Origin of the sequence: Billgrantia endophytica, from assembly GCF_002879615.1 — a bacterium.
Taxonomy (GTDB): domain Bacteria; phylum Pseudomonadota; class Gammaproteobacteria; order Pseudomonadales; family Halomonadaceae; genus Halomonas; species Halomonas endophytica.
Window position 1 is genome coordinate 96,604 of record NZ_PNRF01000013.1, and the last position, 23,504, is coordinate 120,107.

The following is a 23,504-nucleotide window of genomic DNA, read 5'->3' on the forward strand; positions in this document are numbered from 1 at the left end:
GACGTTCACTCCTGATGCGAAGGCTGGACGCGGGTGCGGGCTGCCTTGTGCTCCAGCGCCGCGTTGACGAAGCCGGTGAACAGTGGATGGCCGTCGCGAGGCGTGGACGTGAATTCCGGATGGAACTGGCAGGCCACATACCAGGGGTGGTCGGGCAGTTCGATCATCTCCACCAGGGAGTTGTCGACGCTCTTGCCGGAAACCACCAGTCCCGCCTTCTCCAATTCGTCGATGAACTGGTTGTTGACCTCGAAGCGGTGACGATGGCGCTCGACGATCTCGTCGGCCCCGTATGCTTCACGCGCCCTGGTGCCCGCTTTCAGACGGCAGACCTGGCCGCCCAGGCGCATGGTGCCGCCCAGATCCGACGCCGAGTCACGCAGCTCGATCTTGCCTTCGGCATTGAGCCACTCGGTGATCAGCCCCACCACCGGGTGCTGGGTGTCGTGGGTGAACTCGGTGGAATTGGCATCTTCCCAACCGGCCACGTGCCGGGCATATTCGATGACCGCCACCTGCATGCCGAGGCAGATTCCGAGGTAAGGGATGTCGTTCTCGCGGGCGAAACGAGCGGTCAGTATCTTGCCCTCGACCCCACGCTCGCCGAAGCCGCCGGGGACCAGGATGGCATCCTTCCCCGCCAGGCGGCCGATGCCGTGGCGTTCGATGTCTTCGGAGTCGATATAGTCGACGTTGACCTTCACCCGGGTCTGGATACCGGCATGGATCAACGCCTCGTTGAGCGACTTGTAGGCGTCGAGCAGCTCCATGTACTTGCCCACCATGGCGATATTGATCGACTTGAGCGGGTTGAGCTTGGCATCCAGGACATGAACCCACTCGGTGAGCTCGGCCGCGTCCGCCTCGAGGCGCAGCTTGTCGCAGACGATCTCGTCCAGGCCGTGCTCATGGAGCATCAGCGGGATGCGATAGATGGTATCGGCATCCTGCAACGGGATGACGGCCCGCTCTTCCACGTTGGTGAACAGAGCGATCTTGCGGCGCTCGGTCTCCTCGAGCTCCACTTCACTGCGACAGATCAGGATGTCCGGCTGGATGCCGATGGAGCGCAGCTCCTTGACGCTGTGCTGGGTCGGCTTGGTCTTGGTCTCGCCCGCCGTCTTGATGTAGGGCACCAGCGTCAGGTGCATGAAGAGCGCCCGGCTTGCGCCCAGTTCACTGCGGATCTGACGGATCGATTCCAGGAAGGGCAGCGACTCGATGTCGCCCACGGTACCGCCGATTTCCACCAGGGCCACGTCGAAACCCTCGCCGCCGGCATAGACACGGCGCTTGATCTCGTCGGTGATGTGCGGGATCACCTGCACGGTGCCGCCCAGGTAGTCGCCCCGACGCTCGCGACGCAGCACGTGCTCATAGACGCGGCCGGTGGTGAAGTTGTTGCCCTGGGTCATCTTGGTACGGATGAAGCGCTCGTAGTGGCCCAGGTCCAGATCGGTCTCGGCGCCATCTTCGGTGACGAACACCTCGCCGTGCTGGAAGGGGCTCATGGTGCCCGGATCCACATTGATGTAGGGATCGAGCTTGAGCATGGTGACCTTGAGGCCACGGGCCTCGAGAATCGCCGCCAGCGAAGCCGACGCGATGCCCTTGCCGAGAGAGGACACAACGCCGCCGGTCACGAAGATATATCGTGTCATGAAGAACCTGTCGAAACGTGATCATGAGGCTCGGCAGAAAGCCGCGCCGGGATGGGACGACAGAGTAGCAGATTACGACCAATGGCTCAATTTCGGCCGACTCGGCAACCTTGAGCGCGGCTTGATCGGGGACAGGCCGAAGCGAGGGTCTTTTTTCAGGGATGGAAAAAGTAGCGCCCATGGACGGGTTCACAGCGCCCCCGCAGAGGCCTGTCGCCGGAAAAGCCGGACTTCATGCCTAGCGGCGCCGGGGGCAGGCCGAAGCGGGGGTCTTTTTCCAGGGATGGAAAAAGTAGCGCCCACGGACGGGTTCACAGCGCCCCCGCAGAGGCCTGTCGCCGGAAAAGCCGCGGGGGCAAAGCCACCGAAGCCGGCAGCCTCGACCCGTCGTGGTCTTAGACCCCCAGGTAGTCGAGAATACCTTCACCAGCCTGGCGGCCCTCGTAGATGGCGGTAACCACCAGGTCGGAGCCACGCACCATGTCGCCACCGGCGAAGATCTTCTCGTTGGTGGTCTGGAAGGGATAGGCCCCCTGCTCCGGCGCCTTGACCCGGTCACGTTCGTCGAGTTCGATGCCCACCTCGGCGAACCAGGGCGCCGGGCTCGGCTGGAAGCCGAAGGCAATGACCACGGCATCGGCCGGCAGGATCTCCTCGGAACCCGGCACGACTTCGGGACGCCGGCGACCATTCTCGTCGGGCTCCCCCAGGCGGGTCCTCACCACCTTGACACCCTCGACCTTGCCTTCGCCCACCACGGCCACCGGCTGGCGATTGAACAGGAACTCCACGCCCTCCTCGCGGGCATTCTTCACCTCGCGCTTGGAGCCCGGCATGTTCTCCTCGTCGCGGCGGTAGGCACAGGTCACCATCGAGGCACCCTGCCTGATGGCCGTGCGATTGCAGTCCATGGCGGTATCGCCGCCGCCCAGTACCACCACCCGCCGGCCTGCCAGCGAAACGTAATCGGCCGGGTCCTTCTCGAAGCCCAGGCAATGGTTGGCGTTGGCGATCAGGTAGTCGAGCGCCTTGTGCACCCCGGGGAGATCCTCGCCCGGAAAGCCGCCCTGCATGTATTTGTAGGTACCCATGCCCAGGAAGACGGCATCGTACTGCTCAAGCAGCCCGTCGAAGGGAATGTCCTTGCCCACCTCGGTATCGAGCCGGAACTCGATGCCCATCTCCTCGAATACCGCCCGGCGGCGCTCCATTACCGTCTTCTCGAGCTTGAACTCGGGGATACCGAAGGTCAGCAGGCCGCCGATTTCCGGATACTTGTCGTAGACCACCGGTTTGACGCCGTTGCGTACCAGAATATCGGCACAGCCAAGCCCCGCCGGGCCGGCACCGATGATTGCCACCTTCCTGTCGGTCCAGGCCACCTGGGACATGTCGGGGCGCCAGCCCATGGCGAAGGCGGTGTCGGTGATGTATTTCTCCACCGACCCGATGGTGACCGCACCGAAACCGTCATTGAGGGTGCAGTCGCCTTCACACAAGCGATCCTGGGGGCAGACCCTGCCGCACACCTCGGGCAGGGTATTGGTCTTGTGCGACAGCTCCGCCGCCTCGAGGATATTTCCCTCGGCCACCAGTTGCAGCCAGTTGGGAATATAGTTGTGGACCGGGCACTTCCATTCACAGTAGGGATTGCCACAGTGCAGGCAGCGATGCGCCTGACTGGCGGCCTCTTGCGGCTTGTAGGGCTCGTAGATTTCGGAGAACTCCCGCGAGCGGGTGCGCACTTCCTTTTTCCGAGGGTCCTGACGACCCACGTCGATAAACTGAAAATCGTTTCTGGTCAAACGGTTGGCCATGATCGTTTCTCCTGGAAATCCGGCTTACTCGGGGCGCCTACGGGATTCGTCGAGCAGGCTGCCCAGGCTTGCCGCCTTGGGCTTCACCAGCCAGAAGTGACGAACGAAGTCGCTGAAATCATCGAGAATCGCGCGCCCTCGGGCAGAGCCGGTTTCGGCAACGAACTCCTCGATGACTTCCCTCAAATGCCGCCGGTAGGCCTCCATGGCCTCGGTATTCACCCGGTGGATCTCCACCAGTTCATGGTTGTAGCGGTCGACGAAGGAGCGATCCTCGTCGAGTACGTAAGCGAAGCCGCCCGTCATGCCCGCACCGAAATTGACGCCGGTCTCGCCGAGCACGCAGACCTGGCCGCCGGTCATGTACTCGCAGCAGTGGTCGCCGGCCCCTTCGATGACCGCATGGGCGCCGGAATTGCGCACCCCGAAGCGCTCACCGGCGGTACCGGAGGCGAACAGCCTGCCGCCCGTGGCGCCATACAGACAGGTATTGCCGATAATGGCCGTCTCGTGGCTGGCGAAGCGGCTGTCTCGCGGCGGCACGATGACCACCTTGCCGCCGTTCATGCCCTTGCCCACGTAGTCGTTGGCATCGCCCTCCAGATAGAGATGCAGCCCACGCGCGTTCCAGACACCGAAGCTCTGGCCGGCCACCCCCTCGAAGCGCAGGGTGATGGGCGCATCCTCGAGCCCCGCCTCACCATACCGCTTGGCAATGGCCCCGGAACTGAGCGCCGGCACCGAGCGATCACAGTTGGTAATGCGGAAGGCGAACTCGCCGCCGGACTTCTGCTCGATGGCATCGGTCAACGCCGTCAGCACCTCCTGGTTCTTGGCACCCGGATCATGGGGCACGTTGCGCCGGACCTGACAGAACTGCGGCGCATCGGCCGGTACGAAGTCGTTTGCCAGCAGTGGCGTCAGGTCGAGCTTGCGCTGGGAAGCGGTGTCGCCCTCCAGTACCTCGAGCAGATCGGTGCGGCCGATCAGGTCGGTGAGCTGACGCACCCCGAGCATGGCCATCAGTTCGCGCACCTCCTCGGCAATGAAGCGGAAGTAGTTCTTGACCATGTCCACGGTGCCGCGGAAATGCTCGTCACGCAGGTACTGATGCTGGGTGGCGACCCCGGTCGCGCAGTTGTTGAGATGGCAGATCCGCAGATACTTGCAGCCCAGCGCCACCATCGGGGCGGTACCGAAACCGAAGCTTTCGGCACCGAGGATGGCCGCCTTGATCACATCGAGGCCGGTCTTGAGGCCGCCGTCGGTCTGCAGGCGAATCTTGTCACGCAGCCCGTTGATGCGCAGCGCCTGATGCACCTCGGGCAGGCCCAGCTCCCACGGGCTGCCGGCGTGCTTGATCGAGGTCAGCGGGCTTGCCGCGGTGCCGCCGTCATAGCCGGACACGGTGATGAGATCGGCATAGGCCTTGGCCACGCCGGTGGCGATGGTGCCGATGCCGGGCTCGGATACCAGCTTCACCGAAACCTGCGCCTCCGGATTGACCTGCTTGAGGTCGAAAATCAGCTGCGCCAGATCCTCGATGGAGTAGATGTCATGGTGCGGCGGCGGCGAGATCAGAGTCACGCCGGGCACCGAATAGCGCAGCCGGGCGATCAGGTCGTTGACCTTGCCACCGGGCAGTTGGCCTCCCTCGCCGGGCTTGGCGCCCTGGGCCACCTTGATCTGCAGCACCTCGGCGTTGACCAGATAGGCCGGCGTGACGCCGAAGCGGCCCGACGCGATCTGCTTTATCTTGGAGGAGCGAATGGTGCCGTAGCGTGCCGGGTCCTCTCCACCCTCGCCGGAGTTCGACCGCCCACCGGCCTCGTTCATGGCCTGGGCCAAGGCTTCGTGGGCCTCGGGCGACAGGGCGCCCAGCGACATGCCGGCACTGTCGAAGCGCGGAATCAGATCCTCGACCGACTCCACCTCCTCCAGGGAAAGCGGTGTCTCGGCGAGCTTCAACCCCAGCAGGTCACGCAGGGTGGCGGCCGGACGCTCATTGACCAGGGCAGCAAACGTCTTCCACTTGGTGTAGTCACCCTCTTGCACGGCCTCCTGCAGCGCCTTGATCACGTCCGGGTTATAGGCGTGATACTCATGGTCGTGGACATACTTCATCAGCCCACCCTGAGAGATGCCCTTGCGCGGCGTCCAGGCATCCCGCGCCAGCAGTTCCTGCTGCAGCTGCAGCTCGGCGAAGCCGGCTCCTTCGATACGCGAGGCCATGCCGGTGAAGCACAGCTCCATCACCTCGGAGGAAAGACCCACGGCCTCGAACAACTGGGAACCGCGATAGGAGGCCAGCGTCGAGATACCCATCTTGGAGAGAATCTTGTAGAGGCCCTTCTGCAGCCCCTTGCGGTAGTTCTCACGGGCATCCGCCGGGTTGCCGGTCAGTTCCCCGGTGCGGTGCATGTCGGCCATCACCTGGTAGACCAGCCACGGAAAGACCGCGGTGGCGCCCACGCCGAACAGCACGGCCATCTGGTGAGCGTCCCGGGCATAGCCGGTTTCCACCACCAGGTTGACCCGTGGGCGCAGCGCCAGCCGGGCCAGATGATGATGGACCGCACCAACGGCCAGCGCCGCGTGAATGGGCAGTTGGCCCTTTTCGAGATGGGCGTCGGAGAGCACCAGCAGGACCTTGCCTTCACGCGTGGCGGCTTCGGCAGCTCGACACAACTCGACCAACGCCGCCTTGAGGCCGATCCGCTCGGGATCGTACCCCAGGCTCAGCGTGTGGCTGGTGAAAGCCGGGTCGTCCTGATCGAGCAGCGCCGCGAACTTGCGCGGCGACAGGACCGGGGTGGTCAGGATGATCCGGTGGGCATGCAGGGGCGTGGCCTTGAACACATTGAGTTCGGGCCCGATACAGGTTTCCAGCGACATCACGATCGCTTCGCGAAGCGGATCGATGGCCGGGTTGGTGACCTGGGCAAACTTCTGCCGGAAGTAGTCGGTCAGCAGGCGGTGCTTGCGCGACAGCACCGCCATGGGCGTATCGTCGCCCATGGAGCCCACCGCCTCCTGGCCGCTTTCACCCAGCGGCCGCAGCACCTGATCTCGCTCCTCGAAGCTGACATGGAACATCTTCTGCCAGGTCTTGACCGCCTCGTGATCCATGTTCTGGAAGCTGGCCAGCTCGGTCAGGGCCGATTCCAGATAGTGAGCCTCCTCCTTGAGCCAGCGCTTGTAGGGATAGGCCGACTTGAGGCGAGCGTCGATATCCTCGGTATGCAGCACCTCGCCGGTCTGGGTATCCACGGCCAGAATCTGACCCGGGCCGACGCGCCCCTTGGCCACCACGTCCTCCGGCTTGTAGTCGTAAGTACCGATCTCGGAGGCCAGGGTGATATAGCCGTTCTTGGTGATGACCCAGCGGGCCGGCCGCAGGCCGTTGCGGTCCAGCATGCAGACCGCCTGACGACCATCGGTCATGACCACCCCTGCGGGGCCATCCCACGGCTCCATATGCATGGAGTTGTATTCGTAGAAGGCACGGAGCTCGCCCCCCATGGTTTCCACATTCTGCCAGGCCGGTGGCACCATCATGCGCACGGCACGGTGCAGCTCCATGCCGCCCATCAGCAGCACCTCGAGCATGTTGTCCATGCTCGACGAGTCGGATCCAACGGTATTGACGATCTCGTCCAGCTCGGCGATGTCGGGCAACCGCTCGTTGACGAAGTTTTCCTTGCGCGAGTTGGCCCAGCCGCGATTGGCCTCGATGGTGTTGATCTCGCCGTTGTGCGCCAGCAACCGGAAAGGCTGAGCAAGCGGCCAGCGCGGGGCGGTATTGGTGGAGAAGCGCTGGTGGAAGACGCAGATGGCCGTTTCCAGACGCTTGTCGCTCAGGTCATGATAGAACGCCGGCAGATCCACCGGCATCACCAGGCCCTTGTAGGAGACCACCTGCGAGGAGAGCGAGCAGACATAGAAATCCTGCTCGTCACGCAACATCTGCTCGGCACGGCGCCGCGCCATGAACAGGTCGACGTCGAAACGCTCGGGGTCGCTCAACTTGCCGGGCTCGACGAACAGGTGCCGTATGCGCGGCAGGCACTCCAGCGCCATGGGGCCGCAGAACGCGGGGTCTACCGGCACGTCGCGCCAGCCACGGATGACCAGGCCACAGGCACGCAACTCTCCCTCCAGCACACCTCGCGCACGGGCCTCTCCAGCATCATCATCGGGCAGGAAGATGACACCGACGGCAAAGCGTTCACCCAGGGAGACATCCAGGGCCTCGGTGGCGACTTCCCGCATGAACTCATCGGGCATTTTCAGCAGAAGGCCACATCCATCGCCGGTCTTGCCATCGGCCGCGATGCCACCGCGATGGGTCATGCAGGTCAGGGATTCAATGGCGGTACGAAGCAGGTCATGGCTGGCCTGCCCCTCCATGTGGGCGATCAGCCCGAACCCACAGTTGTCACGGAACTCGCCTGGGTGATGAAGGCCTCTGTTCATGGGCGTGCCTCAAAAAAATACTATTGACCTAACAGCAGAAAATTTATATCTTATCCGGTTTTTTTATTTTTTATTAGGCCTGTAGTGGCCAGCTGCTGTCGCGAATAAAGGACGCCTAGCATAGACACCCACGGACACGACACGCAATTACCTGCCCCTCCCACGCCTCAAAAATTCCCGTCAAATCCGCAACTTGCCATACGCCTCGGCAGGAAAAAAACCAGCAGTTCAATGACTTGCGCTGGCCATAAACGATTTTCAAACGACCATTGATGGATGCTAGACTTTAGTCTAATGCCTGCCGAAATCATCATGCCGATATGGCATGAGGCATGCTGATTTATGGAATCCAGGCATCCAGGCTGCTCAACAGCACCAGCGAACTGGGCGGGATCATCAACATGGTGTGTAAGCGTCCCGGCGATACCCTTCACGGTGAGCCAAGGACGCAACTTCTACGCGGCGGGCGGACTGGAGCAGTCACCGAGGCCGGGCAAGGAGGGTGGCGAGCGGGCGCGGCGGGCCGCCTTGTCCGCTCAATGCCGTGCGCCGCGCACCCCTTCGGCGAGTTGGGCACAAAGGTCGAGCACGGCATCGATGGCCAGGGCGCGGTCGCCGTTGGCAGCGATCCGGTCGACCAGCGCCGAGCCGACCACCACGCCGTCGGCCAGCCGGGCGATGCTGGCGGCATGTTCCGGCGTGCGGATACCGAAGCCGACGCACACCGGCAGTTCGGTATGCCGACGCAGGCGTGCCACGGCCTGTTCGACATGCTCCAGGGTCGCCGCGCCGGCACCGGTCACGCCGGCCACCGAGACGTAGTAGACGAAGCCGGAACTGCCGCCGAGCACGGTCGGTAGACGCCTGTCGTCGGTGGTCGGCGTGGTCAGGCGGATGAAGTCGATGCCGGCGGCCCGGGCCGGGTCGCAGAGGTCCGAGTCATGTTCCGGCGGCAGGTCGACGACGATCAGGCCGTCGACGCCGGCCTCCCTGGCCTCGGCGATGAAGCGTGGCACGTCGTACCGGTGGATCGGGTTGAAGTAGCCCATCAACACCAGCGGCGTGTCCGAATCCTCTTCGCGGAATTCGCGCACCATGCGCAGGGTCGCGGCGAGGTTCTGACTGTTCGCCAACGCGCGAACATTGGCCAACTGGATCGATGGGCCGTCGGCCATCGGATCGGTGAACGGCATGCCCAGCTCGATCACGTCGGCGCCGGCTTTCGGCAGCCCCCTGAGAATCGCCAGGGAGGCGTCGTAGTCCGGGTCACCGGCGGTGACGAAGGCCACCAGGGCGGCGCGGTTCTGCCGCTTCAGCTCGGCGAAGCGGGTATGCAGGCGATTCATGCCTCGTTCTCCTTCTCGGCCGTGGCAGCCATGTGGTGCATCACGGTCTGCATGTCCTTGTCGCCGCGACCCGAGAGGTTGACCACCATCAGGTGTTCGCGGGACAGGGTCGGTGCGCGCTTGAATACTTCGGCCAGGGCGTGGGCGCTTTCCAGCGCCGGGATGATGCCTTCCAGACGGCAGCAGGTGTGGAACGCGTCCAGGGCTTCGTCGTCGGTGATCGAGGTGTACTCGACGCGGCCGATGTCGTGCAGCCAGGCATGCTCGGGGCCGATGCCGGGGTAGTCGAGGCCGGCGGAGGCCGAGTGGGCATCGATGATCTGGCCGTCGTCGTCCTGCAGCAGGAAGGTGCGGTTGCCGTGCAGCACGCCGGGCATGCCACCATTCAGGCTGGCGGCATGCTTGCCGGTCCCGATGCCGTGCCCCGCCGCTTCCACGCCGACGATCCGTACGCTCTTGTCATCGAGGAAGGGGTGGAACAGGCCCATGGCGTTGGACCCGCCGCCGATGCAGGCGACGAGCGAATCGGGCAGGCGCCCTTCCTTCTCGACGAGCTGTTCGCGGGTCTCCTTGCCGATCACCGCCTGGAAGTCACGGACCATGGCCGGGTAGGGGTGCGGGCCGGCCACGGTACCGATCAGGTAGAAGGTCGAATCGACGTTGGTCACCCAATCGCGCAGCGCTTCGTTCATGGCGTCCTTGAGGGTGCCGGTGCCGGAGGTGACCGGAACCACCTCGGCGCCCAGCAGCTTCATGCGGAAGACGTTGGCCTGCTGGCGGTCGATGTCGGTGGTGCCCATGTAGATCACGCATTGCAGGCCAAAACGTGCGGCCACGGTGGCGGTGGCCACGCCGTGCATGCCGGCGCCGGTCTCGGCGATGATACGCCGCTTGCCCATGCGCCGCGCCAGGAGGATCTGGCCGATGCAGTTGTTCACCTTGTGTGCGCCGGTGTGGTTCAACTCCTCGCGCTTGAGGTAGATCTTCGCCCCGCCGCAGTGCTCGGTCAGGCGCTCGGCGAAGTACAGCGGGCTCGGCCGACCGATGTAGTCGCGCTGGAAATAGGCCAGTTCCTCGTGGAATTCGGGATCGTTGCCGGCTTTCCCGTACTCGGCGGCCAACTCGTGGATGAGCGGCATCAGGGTTTCGGCGACGTACTGGCCGCCGAAGGTGCCGAACAAACCGTTGGCATCGGGGCCGTTGCGCAATGACGTCATGGTGGCTCCTGCTCTTTGCGTTTCCTATGCCGTCATTCTTACCCCTGGCCACCATTCGGAAAAGCGATTAGATTGCCATGACCTGTCAGAAAAACTCACGGATATCATGAGCCGAGACCTGCCGTCGCTGAATGCCCTGCGTGCCTTCGAAGCCGCCGCCCGCCTACAGAGCGTGAGCCATGCGGCGGCCGAACTGCATGTTACCCATGGCGCCGTGAGCCGCCAGATTCGTGCCTTGGAGGAACAGCTTGGCGTGACTCTGTTCGACAAGGATGGCCGCGGCGTGAAACTCACCACTGCCGGTCTGCGCCTGCGCGACGTGGCCTCCGAGGCCTTCGAACGGCTGCGCGGCGCTTGCGCCGACCTGCGTCGCGAGGCCGAAGATCGGCCGTTCGTGCTGGGCTGCCCTGGCAGCCTGCTGGCGCGCTGGTTCATCCCGCGCCTGGATCGACTCAACCGTGAGCTGCCGGAGCTGCGCCTGCAACTGTCGGCCAGCGAGGGTGAGCTGGACCCGCGCCGACCGGGGGTGGACGCCTCCCTGCTGTTCGCCGAGCCGCCCTGGCCGACGGACATGGAGGTCCTCGAACTGGCCACGGAATGCATTGGTCCGGTGGTCAGTCCCCACTGTCCCGTTTTCGACGCCGTGCGCAATGTCGAGCCCGCGGTGCTGCTGAAGCTGCCTGTACTGCACACCATGTCGCGTCCGCAGGCCTGGCCGCAGTGGCTACGGGCGCAAGGGCTGGAAACGCACGACCTGCACCTCAGTCAGGGCTTCGAACATCTCTACTTCCTGCTGGAAGCCGCCACCGCCGGCCTCGGTGTCGCCATCGCCCCCAAGACGCTGGTGGCCGGCGACCTCGCCGCCGGCCGCCTGGTGGCGCCTTGGGGCTTCGTGGAAACCGACGCGCGCCTGGCGCTCTGGGTGCCTCGCAGGCACGGCGACCCTCGCGCCGAGCGCCTGGCCGGCTGGTTGCGCGGCCAGTTGCAGGCGAGACGAGTGGAACATGCTTCTTGAATTCGCCGTCATGTTGCGCAAGAACCGCGCAACATGAAAAGCGCAGACGCAGACGCCCGCACAAGGCGGGCGTTGCCTGGCATCAAAATGCCGGGGACAGAGAAAAATCAGCAGCGGGGAAACGTGTCCAGCAGCTCTTCCAACAGCGCTGGCGGCGTCTCGTCATGGACACGGGCATCGCCCAGGCGACGAAGCAGGATCAGGCGCAGGCGGCTGTCGATATTCTTCTTGTCCAGCCGCATGAGGTCGAGGAAGGCTTTCACATCCATCTCGCCGGGCGCCGTCAGCGGCAGGCCGGCTTCCTCTATCAGGCGCCTTGCACGCGCCACGTCGGCATCGGACAGCCAGCCCAGACGGTGAGACAGCTCGGCGGCCATCAGCATGCCGGCTCCCACGGCTTCGCCATGCAGCCAATTGCCGTAACCCTGGTGCGCCTCGATGGCATGACCGAAGGTATGCCCCAGGTTGAGCAAGGCCCGCACCCCCTGCTCGGTTTCATCCTCGGCAACGATCTCGGCCTTGATGGCACAGCTGCGTTCGATGGCCTGTGTCAGCGCTGCGGCATCGAGCTCGCGCAAGGTGGGTATTTCGGCCTCCAGCCAGGCCAGGAAGCCGGCATCTCGGATCAGGCCGTACTTGATCACCTCGGCAAGCCCCGCCGACAGCTCACGTGGCGGCAGGGTCGCCAGGGTATCCGTATCGATCAAGACCGCACGCGGCTGCCAGAAGGCACCGATCATGTTCTTGCCTCGGGGATGGTTCACCCCGGTCTTGCCGCCCACCGAGGAGTCGACCTGGGAAAGCAGGGTGGTCGGCACCTGGATGAAGGCGACTCCACGCTGATAGCAGGCGGCCGCGAAACCCACCATGTCACCGATGACGCCTCCGCCGAGGGCGATCAGCGTACAGCGACGATTGAAACCGGCCTCGAGCAGCGCATCCCAGATGCGGCTGACGTGCTCCAGCGTCTTGGTGGCCTCCCCGTCGGGCAGCACCAGTTCGCGAACCTCCAGCCCCTCGGGCAACCCTTCCCTCAAGCGCGCGAGATAGAGCGGGGCCACCGTCTCGTTGGTGACGACCAGTACCTGCCGCCCCGCCAGATGGGGTGCGATCCACCGAGAATCGCCCAACAGGCCGGGGCCGATATGAATGGGGTAGCTACGCTCGCCCAGCGAGACCTGAAGGCTGCGCATGGCGTCTTGGCATTCACTAGTGGACATGGGATTCAGGCCTTGGCTTGAAGGGGGTCGATCAACCGCTCCACGCGGCGCACGATTTCATTGACGACCGCTCGCGGGCTGCGCCGGTCGGTACGCACCACCACGTCGGCGGTAGCCCGATAGAGAGGGTCCCGCAGGGCGAACATGTCGCGCAGCAGTTGTTCCCGATCACCTCGCTGGAGCAGGGGCCGGTTGCGGTCCTTGGCAACTCGCTTGAGCTGTTGCTCGACGGTGGTGAAAAGGTAAATCACGGTACCGCGCTCCCGCAGCCGTCGCCGGTTGTCCTCGCGCAGCACGGCACCGCCACCGGTGGCAATCACCACACCCTCGCGTTCGGTCAGCGCCTCGATCACCTGGGCTTCACGCTGGCGGAACCCGGATTCGCCTTCCACGTCGAAAATCCAGGGTATGTCCGCGCCACAGCGTGCCTGGATCTCGTGGTCGCTGTCCTGGAAGTCACGTGACAGCTCGGCCGCCAGAAGGCGGCCAATGGTACTCTTACCGGCCCCCATGGGGCCGACCAGTATCAGATTGGGCAAGTCCTGCATCAGCGAATCGCCAGACCGTCGTCGAGTATTCGTGGAGTGATGAAAACCAGCAACTCCACCTTCTGGTTGCTCTGCTCATTGTACCGGAAAAGCCTTCCCAGCACAGGCAGATCGCCAAAGAAGGGGGTTTTCGCCAGGCGGCTCAACTGCTCGGTGGTGAGTATCCCACCCAGTACCACCGTCTCGCCATTGTCGACCAGCACCTGAGTTTCGATACGGTTGGTATCGATAGGTGGCTCGGCGCCGGGGAGGGCCTGCCGGAAACTGTCGTTCTTGATCACCAGGTCCATGATGATGCGGTCGTCCGGGGTGATCTGCGGCGTCACTTCCAGGGAGAGCTCGGCCTCCTTGAACTGCACGTCAGGGTTGCCCTGCGCATCCACACTCTGAAAGGCGCGCTCTTCACCCTGGATGATGGTGGCCTTTCTCTGGTTGGCGGTTATCACGCGGGGCTGGGAGATCGTCTGGCTCTTGTTCTCGCTTTCCAGCGCGCGCAGCTCCAGGTCCAACAGGACGTCGCCGGACAGGTAACCGAACCCGAAGCTCGTCATCGGATTGACACTGCCCAGGTCGACGGCAAGCCCGCCACGCCGGAACAAACTGCCTCCCGGCCCCTCGAACTGGCCCGTGTACTCGCCCTGGGAGAAACGCTGCCCATCCCGGGTGATCGGCTCACCCGACGAGGCCCCGCCCAGGTTCACCCGGCCGCTCCCCCTGGACGAAACGCCCCAGTTCACTCCCAATTCCCTGCTGACGCTGTCCCGGGCAATCACGATGCGTGCCTCGATCTGGACCTGCCGCACCGCGACATCGAGTCTGTCGAGAGTCCGCAGAATCTCCTGAATCTGGTCTGCCGTATCCTGGATCAGCAGCATGTTGGTACGCTGGTCCACGGCTACCCGTCCGCGCTTCGTGAGCAGGCCGAAGTCATCTCCTCCGCGAAGTAGCCGAGCAATATCCTCGGCTCGGGCGTATCTGACCTCGACATATTCCGATACCAGGGGAGCCAGCGTTTCGGCTTGCGCCCTTGCCTCGATCTTCTGGCGCTCGATATTGGCCAGTTCACTGGCGGATGCCACGACGAGGACATTGCCTTCCTGACGGCTGGCCAGGCCATGGCTCTTGAGCACCAGATCCAGCGCCTGGTCCCAGGGGACCTCTTGCAGATTGAGCGTGACACGCCCGGTCACGCTATCGCTGGCCACCAGGTTGAGGCCGGTGAAATCGGCAATGACCGCCAGCGCCGATCGCACGTCGATATCCTGGAAATTGAGCGTGATGCGCTCACCCGTGTAGGGAAGCTGCTGGCGCACCCACTGATTCCGCTCCTGCCGGGTGACCGGCTGTGCCCCGATGGTCGACTGACGTCCGCTCTGGGTGGAAAGCATGGGCACTCGGCTTGTCACGGCCGGTGGTGCCGCATGCGGCGTCGATGGGGTCGCCACCGGCGTTGGCGACGCTCCGCCGCCGATCGAGAGCCTCAACCGGTCGTCCTGCCGGGTCGCATCGTAGGGCAGCGGTTCGTCCAGGTCGAAGACAAGACGGGAGCGTGATCCCGCTTCCCGGGCGGTTACCTGCTGGACACCACCGACGCCCAGGTCGACACGCCGCCGCGCCAGTCGATTACCCGTGTCCACCAGGTCGATGATCAGCCGAGCCGGCTCGTCCAGGCGGTAGCCACGCACCTCCGGTACGCCGCCACTGAACGTGAGGTCTACCTGGAGCTCTCCGCTTGCTCCCTGGTGAAACTCCAGATTGGTCAATGCAGTAGCCGCCAGCGCGACCGTACCGCTCATCAGCAGGCAGAACCCCATCACTGTACGAATCGTCTGCTTCATCGTCTCCCCTGCCTGAAACCGCTCGCCCCTGCTCCGGCCGCGGCCATGGCCCCCCATCTAATCGCCGCCCAGAGTCATCCGGGTGCTGCGTTCCACCCAGCCGCCCCCACCGGTCGATACCAGCTCCACCACCTGCATCGCGGAACTCGTGATACCGACGATGCGCCCATGATCCATGCCCAGATAACTGCCGATCCCCAGTCGGTGCACTTTCCCGCCCGGCTCCCTGACCAGCACATGGGAGGAGCCACCCATGGTCAGCACGCCAACCAGTGTCAGCTCCTCCAGCGTGAACGCTTCCAGAGGCTCACGCTGGCGCTCGACATCAGGCGACAACACGCCATTGCCCTCACCTCTTTCTGCCCCCGGTTCCGGCAATTGAGGTTGGAAGGGGCTCCGTCGATCGCCCTCTTCATACGACGGGGCCCGATAATCCGGCACCTCGGGCATCTCCAGGCGGGGAAGCACACCGGGATTGGCCCGAATCTCGCTCAGGTCGCGATCAAGGGACGACAGCTGAGGGTCCGCACAGCCTGCGAGAAGGGACAGGGCAATCGCCGTTGCCACGCAACGACCGTGAACAGGCATCAAGACCCCCCTTCTGCTTCCGCCGCTGACGGGTGATAGCTGTAGGTACGTGCCAGCATCGACAACCGCAGGCGCTCGCCACCTTCCACCGGGGCCAGGGTGAAGTCATGCTGGGTCACGATACGAGGCAGGGCCGCCACACCGGCCAGAAAAGCGGCAATATGGTGATACTCCCCCTCCACCTGGATATCGAAGGGCCTCTCGATATAGAAGTCATGCCCGACCGTGCTGCGCAGGCGGATGAAATCAATGGAAAGCTGCTGATCGATGGCAATCTCGCTGATACTGTCGATCAGTGACGGGATTTCGGCGCCAGAAGGCAACATGGCCGTCAGGTCGTCCATGCGGGACTCGAGGACCGTCATCTGCTCGAGCATGTCGGGCAATCTTGCCGCCTGGGCGGCCCTGCTTCGGTAGTCTCGCAGCAGGCGCTCCTCTTCGGCCCGCACCTGATGCAGTTCAGCCACCCTGGGGCTGGCAAGATACCAGTACAGTCCGGCAAAGATCAGGCAGCAGGCCAGGACACAGCAGGCGAGTTGCAGCGACCAGGGCCAGCTACCTGACTCCCTGATATTCAGTTCCCGCCAGTCCAGCTCACGCAGCCGACGCATTTCCGCCTGGAAGCTCATGGCGTCTCCTGTACCGTGCCACCGGAGTCCAACGGGGCCGTGTTCGCCAGCTGAATCACACTGAGGCTGAATCGTCGACGGTCGCCACCCTCCGACTCGACCTCCAACAACACCGGCTCGGCAAGCGAGGGCATGGTGGAGAGCCCCCTTAGTTGATCGGAGACCTGGTGATTGCTTTCAGCGCGACCCGACAGCCTGAGCTGGTCGCCCTGGCGGCTCACCTGGGTGTAATGCACTCCATCACTCAGGCTGAGCGTCAGGTCACGGAACACCTGGACAGTCTGCGAACGCCCCTGCTGGAGCTCGCTGAACACCTCGATCTGGCCAACCATCCGCTCACGAATCGATTCGTATTCACCGATCGAGAGAATATCCGGGTCGAGACGCGACGCCTGGTCCTGAATATGGGCGTTGCGCTGCTGCTGGGCCGCCAGGGTCACCTGGAAGTGGTGCGTCATGCCCAGCCCGCCCGCGACACCCGTCAGCGCCATGAATGCCATGGTGACATGGAAGCGTCGGCTGCGATGTGCTCGCTGCCGTTCGCGCCAGGGCAGAAGATTGATCTCGATGGTCATTTCGCCGCCCTCATCGCCAGTCCAAGTGCGGTGAGCATGGTCGGGGCATCGCTGGCCAGGGCCTGAACGTCGAGACGGGCATTGATCTTCATGCGCCGAAACGGGTTGGCGATCACGACCTCCATTCCGCTCTCTCGCGCAAGCCGTTCCGCCAGGCCGGGAATGACGCTGGAGCCACCCGCCAGCACCATGCGGCGCACCTCATGCTTGCGGTCAACGGTGTAGTAGAGCTGCAGCGAGCGACCCACCTGCTGTACCAGGGTATCGAGAAAGGGAGCCAGCACGCCGGCATGGTAGTCGTCGGGCAGGCCACCATGCTTCTTGGCCAGCCCCGCCTCCTCGAGGGTCAGCCCGTAGCGGGCGCGGATCTCCTCGGTGAGCTGGCGCCCGCCGAACATGGTGTCCCGGCTATAGGCAATGCGCCCGCCATGCAGCACGTGGAAGGCATTCATGGTGGCACCGATATCGACCAGAGCAATGCAATCTTCCCCGGTGCCGACCGGCGGCAACTGGTGACGCAGTTCCTTGAAGGCGCGCTCCATGGCGAAGGTCTCGACATCGACCGCCGCTGGCGTCAATCCCGCCTGGGTCAGCGCCTCCGTCAGTTGATCGACGTCCTGCCGACGACAGGCGGTCAGCAGCACGTCCTGCTGTCCGGCATGGGGGGAGTCATGTCCCAGCCGCTGAAAATCGAAGGCAACCTGGCTGAACGGAAAGGGAATATGCTTGTCAGACTCCAATCGAATGCGCGCCTCGATCTCATCGTCATTGAGCGAAGCGGGAAGCGTCAACGTCTTGGTAATGACAGCGCTGCCAGGAACGGCAGCCACGGTATGCTTCGAGGAAGGCCTGGCACGCTCCACGGCACGCCGCAATGCATCTGCCACGTCATCCATGTCACGAATACGGCGCTCGACGACGGCCCCTTCACGCAACGGCGCGACAGCGTAGCTGTCGATCTGGTGGTGGGAGCCGGCCTGCCTGAGCTCGATCAGCTTGATTGTTTCCGACGTGATATCGACGCCGATCAGTCCCTTGCCCGAGGCCCTGAGTCGCATCAATTCCTGCCCCTGCGTCATTCGTTACGATAGCCGCTTGTTACCGTCGCGCCTAAAGCCGTACATCAGCGATAAGAGATAAGACTGAGAAAGATCATACCCTGCTCTGCAGGAACGAGATTACATGATATTGCCGATGCTCACATAAAGTTGGACGAAGCACCCCTCAACGCTGGTGGCCGGCGGCCTGGCTTCATATAATGGCCGACGCCAGTGAAGGCTTGATCATCATCGCCATTTCCTTCCTGCTCTCACCACGGATACCGCATTTTCATGAAGTGGATTAAGACCCTGATTTTTTCAGCCTTCTGGCTGATGATAGCGCTGTTGACAGCGGCCCTGCTCAGCGTGGCCGGCGCGGCCCTCTATTTCACTCCCGGGCTGCCCGACGTGCGTCAGCTCCAGGATTTCGAACTGCACACGCCACTGCGGATCTTTACCCGTGATGGCAAGTTGATTGGCGAGTACGGTGAAGAGCGGCGCATGGCGGTGGAGTTCGACGAGATTCCCGAGGACTTCATCCAGGCGCTCTTGGCGGCCGAGGATGCTGCCTTTTTCGACCACCGCGGCGTCGATCCCCGCGGCCTGGCCCGTGCGGCCGTTGAACTGGTTTCCAGTGGAGGCGATATTCAGTCCGGTGGTTCCACCATCTCCATGCAGGTGGCCCGCAACTACCTGCTGACCCTGGACCGGACCTTCACCCGCAAGATTCGTGAAATCCTGCTGGCCCTGCAGATGGAACGCATCCTCACCAAGGAGGAGATCTTCGAGCTCTACGTGAACAAGATCTTCCTCGGCAACCGCGCCTACGGCATTGCGGCGGCGGCGGAGGTTTACTACGACAAGACGCTGGACGAGCTCACCCTGGCCCAGAAGGCGATGATTGCCGGCCTGCCCAAGGCGCCTTCCTCGTTCAACCCCCTGGTCAACCCCGAGCGCTCGCTGATCCGTCGCAACTGGATTCTCTATCGCATGCGCCATCTCGGCAATATCGACCAGGCGACTTACGAAGCCGCCGTACAGGAACCGGTCACCGCACGCCGCCATGTCGCCCAGGTCGACGTGGATGCCGACTACGTCTCCGAGATGGCGCGGCAGTATGCCATCGAGCGCTTCGGCGATGCCGCCTATACCGGCGGTTACCGTATCCACACCACCCTGGACAGCGAGCTGCAGCCCCATGCACGCAATGCGCTGGCCAACGGCCTGATCGATTACGACACCCGCCACGGCTGGCGCGGTCCGGAAGAGACCGACATCCCACCCAGCCTTGCCGAGGCCCAGGCGCGTACCGAACGTCGCGGCCTGGAAGAGGAGTTGTCCGAATCACCTGAAGTGCTGGAAACCGCCCGACAGGCCGCCGAGCGCAGCCAGACGGAGGTGGAAGGGGTAGATGGCGATGTCAGCAACTGGCTGAGGGTGCTGGAACGCACGCCCGGGTTCGGCCCCCTGCAGCCCGCCATCGTGGTGTCGAGCGAAGGCCGACAGATGCAGGTCATGACCCGTGGCGGCGAGCTGCATACCATGGAATGGGACGGCCTGAACTGGGCGCGCGCCTATCGCAGCCCGCGGGCACGCGGCCCGGAACCCGGCTCGGCTTCCGAGATCGCCAATACCGGCGACCTTGTCCGAATCCTGCGGCGGGGCGACGACAGCCTGCGCCTCTCCCAGCGGCCCGATGCAGAAGGCTCGATCGTCGTGATGGAACCCGACACCGGCGCCATCCTGGCCCTGCAGGGCGGCTTCAGCTTCAATGCCAGCAAGTTCAACCGCGCCGTGCAGGCCCAGCGGCAGTCCGGTTCCATCTTCAAGCCCTTCGTCTTCCTCGCCGCCCTGGATACCGGCCTCATGACCGCCTCCAGCGTGGTCAACGACGCTCCCGTGGTGATGCATGACGGCAGTAGCCTGTGGCGTCCGGTCAACGCCAGCGGCGACTTCCTCGGCCCGACCCGACTGCGTGTCGCCCTGGCCCGCTCGCGCAACCTGGTCACCATTCGAATCCTGCAAACCCTGGGGCTGGATGCCACCATCGAGTACCTGGAAGGCTTCGGCTTCGCTTCCAGCCGACTTCCGCGTGGGCTTTCCCTCGCATTGGGCAGCGCCGACCTGACACCGCTGGAAATGACCAACGCCTATGCGGTTCTGGCCAATGGCGGGTACCAGGTCTCGCCCTGGTTCATCGAGCGCGTCACCCGTGGCAACGACGATGAACTCATCGAGGAAGCGAGACCGAACATCGTCTGTCGTGATTGCAGCGAAGGTCAGACCGAAGTGGAGATCGACGGCAGGGTCTATGGTGTTGCCCCTCAGGTCGCCGACCCCACAGCGGTCTATATCCTGCGCGACATGCTGCGTGACGTGATCGAAAGCGGCACCGCCCGCTCTGCCCTGTCGCTGAACCGCACCGACGTGGTCGGCAAGACCGGCACCACCAACGGCTTCCGTGACGGCTGGTTTGCCGGTTACAACAGCGACATGGTCTCCACCGTCTGGATCGGCAAGGACAACAACGAGACCATTGCCGAATATGGTGGCGTCGTCGCCCTGCCGATCTGGATCGACTTCATGCAAAACGCGCTGGAAGGCCGTCCCGAAGCCAAACCCGACACGCCGGCGCAGCTGGTGCGCGCCCGGGTCGATGACCGCACCGGAAGGCGCCTGGCCGATGGCCAGTCTGGCGGCATCAGCGAGATATTCCACCCCGACTACCTGCCGGACATGGAGCCACGTCGCATCGAGCAGGAGGTCGAGCAAAGCAGCGGCTCCCAGGGCACCGGTAGCTACGAAGCGATCTTCTAGATGCCATCATGCTGGCGGCAAGGATGCCGCCCCTGCGTCTTGCCAACCGTGTCCACCGCACCTGCGCGGCCCAGCCACTCGGCAACACAGGTCAGTTTACCTATGCAACATGTTACAACGCCATTGTGGCTCGCCATCGGCCTGCTGCTGCCAGCAACAGGCCAGGCAGCCAGCGTCTTCTATGCTCCCCCACCCCCTGGCGAAGATGCACCAACCTTCAGCGGAGAAGCCGAGCTTGGCTATACCCACCTGTCCGGCAACACTGACAGTCAGACGCTCATTGGCAAGAGCCGCCTGACCTGGCTGACCGGGAACTGGACACATACCGTGCGCGGCGAGGTACGGAACGTGACCCGCGAAGGCGATACCAGCGCCGAGCAATACCTGCTATCGGGGCGTGAGCGCTACGACTTCAGCGGATCGCACTACCTGTTTGGCTTCGCACGCTGGGAAAAGGATCGCTTCAGTGGTTATGAGCAGCAGTCCACTGCCATTGGCGGCTACGGGCGAGACGTCATCGACACCGAGCGCCACCGCCTATCGCTCGAAACGGGGCCGGGTTACCGCCATGACCGCATCGATGACGAAGAGAACCAGGGGCTGGGAGTGATCTATGGCGCACTTGACTACCACTGGACGCTTTCTCGTTTCGCCAGCCTCCGCCAGGAGATGTCGGTCGAGGCCACCGACGAGAATACGACCGCGCGCTCCCTCTCCTCGGTCACTGCCCGCCTGAACTCTCGCCTGTCGATGCGATTCTCCTATGAGATACGGCACAACTCCGACCCGCCCATGGCTGCGGATTCCCACACCGACCGCACCACCAACGTGACCCTGCTTTACACCTGGTAAGCTGCCTCCTGGCCGATACGGGAAGTGGAGCTGCCCTCATGAACGGGCCATGAGCCTCCCCGTAACGCATCGCGCCGGCCCAAGGGCCGGCGCGGTCATCCAGGCTCAGCCGTTTTTGGTCAACCGCCGTAGACATCATCCACGGTCTTCAGCGGATAGTGGGCGGGATAGGGGCGCCGTGCCACGCCTGAGTCCACCGCCGCCTGGGCCACCGCGGACGTGACCCGCTCCAGCAGGCGCACGTCCACCGGCGTGGGAATGATGTACTCAGGGCCGAATTCCATGTGATCACGCTCATAGGCATCCAGTACCGCCTGAGGCACCGGCTCGCGAGCCAGGTCCTTCAGGGCATGCACGGCCGCCACTTTCATCTCTTCGCTGATGCGCGTCGCCCGGACGTCCAGCGCCCCACGGAAGATGAACGGGAAACCCAGCACGTTGTTGACCTGGTTGGGGTAGTCCGAACGTCCCGTCGCCATGATGACGTCCGGGCGAGTCTCCCGCGCCAGCTCGGGGTTGATCTCGGGATCCGGATTGGTACAGGCAAACACCACCGGATTCGGCGCCATCTTGCGAATATGATCGGCCGTCATCAGGTTCGGGCCGGAAAGGCCGATGAAGACATCCGCGCCATCGATGGCATCGTCCAGAGTACGCTTGTCCGTTTCCACGGCGAACATTGCCTTGTAGGGATTGAGGCCTTCGCGCCCGGCATGGATCACACCACGACGATCGAGCATCACCAGGTTCTCGGAACGGGCGCCACATGAGACCAACAGCTTCATGCAGGCAATGGCTGCCGCACCGGCACCCAGGCAGACGATCCTGGCCTCTTCCAGCCGCTTGCCGGCAATCTCCAGAGCGTTGAGCATCCCGGCAGCCGTCACGATGGCGGTACCATGTTGATCGTCGTGGAAGACGGGAATGCTGCATTGCTCGATCAGAGCCTGCTCGATCTCGAAGCACTCCGGGGCCTTGATGTCCTCGAGGTTGATGCCGCCCCAGGTATCGGCAATACGTGCCACGGTGTCGATGAAGGCCTGCGGGCTCTCTGCATTCACCTCGATGTCCACCGCATTGATGCCGGCGAAACACTTGAACAGTACGCCCTTGCCTTCCATGACCGGCTTGCTGGCCAGCGGGCCCAGATTGCCCAGGCCAAGAATGGCACTGCCATCGGAAATGACGGCCACCAGATTGCCCTTGCCGGTATAGCGATAGGCGTTTTCCGGATCACGGGCGATTTCGCGAACCGGCTCGGCAACGCCCGGGCTGTAGGCAAGAGAGAGATCACGAGCGGTAGCAGTGGGCTTGGTCAGTTCCACCGAGAGCTTTCCGGGGATGGGCTTGGCGTGATAGTCCAGCGCTGCCTGCTTCTTCGCGTCTGTCATGCTGAAATCCGGTATCAATGTGAAAAGAAGAACCAGCGTATAGAAAAACCTTCCATTTCTCAATGCCGGACCGGTTCACGCATTTTCAGCACCTGTTCATGAACAATCACAGCCATTTGCTGTAACTTATGCCTATGGCGCCAGCCATAAGCGATTACTTATGGCTGGCCATGGGCAAAAAGAAACCCGCGCGATGGCGGGCTTCCCTGTTGGCCGAAGCCACAAGCGTAGGGCGGGTATCAACCACGCTTGACGGCAGCACCGAACCGCTTGTTGAAGCGTTCGACGCGACCACCAGTGGTCGCCTGCTTCTGCTTGCCGGTGTAGAACGGGTGGCACTGGGAGCAGACATCCAGTGACAGGTCGTGGCCGGCCGTGGAACCGACTTCGAAGGTCGCGCCACAGGAACAGCTGGCACTGACCATCTTGTAATCCGGGTGGATACCTTGTTTCATCTTGAGCCTCACGAATCGG

The 23,504-nt window shown here is 63.5% G+C and carries 17 protein-coding genes; 3 read left to right on the top strand and 14 right to left on the bottom strand.

The window, feature by feature from the left end:
• Positions 1-5: 5 nt before the first annotated feature.
• From C1H69_RS07115 to trpB, 5 genes are all read right to left on the bottom strand, one after another.
• Positions 6-1,661 (bottom strand): CTP synthase, encoded by a 1,656-nt coding sequence (locus C1H69_RS07115; protein WP_102652710.1) that lies wholly within the window; start codon positions 1,659-1,661, stop codon positions 6-8.
• A 395-nt stretch (positions 1,662-2,056) separates the two neighbouring features.
• Positions 2,057-3,478 (bottom strand): FAD-dependent oxidoreductase, encoded by a 1,422-nt coding sequence (locus C1H69_RS07120; RefSeq protein ID WP_102652711.1) that lies wholly within the window; start codon positions 3,476-3,478, stop codon positions 2,057-2,059.
• A 24-nt stretch (positions 3,479-3,502) separates the two neighbouring features.
• Positions 3,503-7,954 carry a glutamate synthase large subunit gene (gene gltB / locus C1H69_RS07125; protein WP_102652712.1) on the bottom strand — a complete coding sequence of 1,484 codons (4,452 nt, stop codon included), beginning with the start codon at positions 7,952-7,954 and terminating at the stop codon, positions 3,503-3,505.
• A gap of 536 nt (positions 7,955-8,490) precedes the next feature.
• Positions 8,491-9,300: a tryptophan synthase subunit alpha gene (trpA, locus tag C1H69_RS07130; protein ID WP_102652713.1), complete on the bottom strand. Its 810-nt coding sequence runs from the start codon at positions 9,298-9,300 to the stop codon at positions 8,491-8,493.
• On the bottom strand, positions 9,297-10,517 hold the full coding sequence (trpB, locus tag C1H69_RS07135; protein ID WP_102652714.1) for a tryptophan synthase subunit beta: 1,221 nt from the start codon (positions 10,515-10,517) through the stop codon (positions 9,297-9,299). Before trpB ends, trpA begins: the two co-directional genes overlap by 4 nt.
• Positions 10,518-10,623: 106 nt before the next feature.
• On the opposite strand from trpB, the gene C1H69_RS07140 reads away from it, so the two are divergent.
• Positions 10,624-11,532 (top strand): LysR family transcriptional regulator, encoded by a 909-nt coding sequence (locus C1H69_RS07140; protein WP_102652715.1) that lies wholly within the window; start codon positions 10,624-10,626, stop codon positions 11,530-11,532.
• A 107-nt stretch (positions 11,533-11,639) separates the two neighbouring features.
• On the opposite strand, the gene aroB is transcribed toward C1H69_RS07140, so the two are convergent.
• Genes aroB through pilM form a run of 7 tightly spaced genes read right to left on the bottom strand, consistent with a single transcriptional unit; the run spans position 11,640 to position 17,988 of the window.
• Complete coding sequence (gene aroB, locus C1H69_RS07145) at positions 11,640-12,752, bottom strand: 3-dehydroquinate synthase (RefSeq protein WP_102652716.1); 1,113 nt, start codon at positions 12,750-12,752, stop codon at positions 11,640-11,642.
• Positions 12,753-12,757: 5 nt separating this feature from the next.
• Positions 12,758-13,300, bottom strand: coding sequence for a shikimate kinase AroK (aroK, locus tag C1H69_RS07150; protein WP_102652717.1), 543 nt, complete (start codon positions 13,298-13,300; stop codon positions 12,758-12,760).
• Complete coding sequence (locus C1H69_RS07155) at positions 13,300-15,138, bottom strand: type IV pilus secretin PilQ (protein WP_102652718.1); 1,839 nt, start codon at positions 15,136-15,138, stop codon at positions 13,300-13,302. The genes aroK and C1H69_RS07155 overlap by 1 nt, the downstream gene beginning before the upstream one ends.
• Positions 15,139-15,195: 57 nt before the next feature.
• Positions 15,196-15,726 carry a pilus assembly protein PilP gene (locus C1H69_RS07160; protein WP_102652719.1) on the bottom strand — a complete coding sequence of 177 codons (531 nt, stop codon included), beginning with the start codon at positions 15,724-15,726 and terminating at the stop codon, positions 15,196-15,198.
• On the bottom strand, positions 15,726-16,355 hold the full coding sequence (locus C1H69_RS07165; RefSeq protein WP_102652720.1) for a type IV pilus inner membrane component PilO: 630 nt from the start codon (positions 16,353-16,355) through the stop codon (positions 15,726-15,728). Before C1H69_RS07165 ends, C1H69_RS07160 begins: the two co-directional genes overlap by 1 nt.
• Positions 16,352-16,930, bottom strand: coding sequence for a PilN domain-containing protein (locus C1H69_RS07170; RefSeq protein WP_102652721.1), 579 nt, complete (start codon positions 16,928-16,930; stop codon positions 16,352-16,354). Before C1H69_RS07170 ends, C1H69_RS07165 begins: the two co-directional genes overlap by 4 nt.
• Complete coding sequence (gene pilM, locus C1H69_RS07175; protein WP_102652722.1) at positions 16,927-17,988, bottom strand: type IV pilus assembly protein PilM; 1,062 nt, start codon at positions 17,986-17,988, stop codon at positions 16,927-16,929. Before pilM ends, C1H69_RS07170 begins: the two co-directional genes overlap by 4 nt.
• Positions 17,989-18,261: 273 nt before the next feature.
• On the opposite strand from pilM, the gene C1H69_RS07180 reads away from it, so the two are divergent.
• Together C1H69_RS07180 and C1H69_RS07185 are read left to right on the top strand one after the other, a co-directional pair.
• A complete protein-coding gene (locus C1H69_RS07180) occupies positions 18,262-20,787 on the top strand; it encodes a penicillin-binding protein 1A (RefSeq protein ID WP_102652723.1) in 2,526 nt (841 codons plus the stop codon).
• 102 nt (positions 20,788-20,889) lie between these two features.
• Positions 20,890-21,639, top strand: a complete 750-nt coding sequence (locus C1H69_RS07185) for a DUF481 domain-containing protein (protein WP_102652724.1) — start codon at positions 20,890-20,892, stop codon at positions 21,637-21,639.
• Between the two features lie 119 nt (positions 21,640-21,758).
• On the opposite strand, the gene C1H69_RS07190 is transcribed toward C1H69_RS07185, so the two are convergent.
• Both C1H69_RS07190 and rpmE read right to left on the bottom strand, forming a co-directional pair.
• Complete coding sequence (locus C1H69_RS07190; RefSeq protein ID WP_102652725.1) at positions 21,759-23,030, bottom strand: malic enzyme-like NAD(P)-binding protein; 1,272 nt, start codon at positions 23,028-23,030, stop codon at positions 21,759-21,761.
• 239 nt (positions 23,031-23,269) lie between these two features.
• The gene (rpmE, locus tag C1H69_RS07195; RefSeq protein WP_102652848.1) at positions 23,270-23,485 is read right to left on the bottom strand and encodes a 50S ribosomal protein L31; all 216 of its coding nucleotides are present in this window, start codon (positions 23,483-23,485) and stop codon (positions 23,270-23,272) included.
• Between the last annotated feature and the right edge of the window lie 19 nt (positions 23,486-23,504).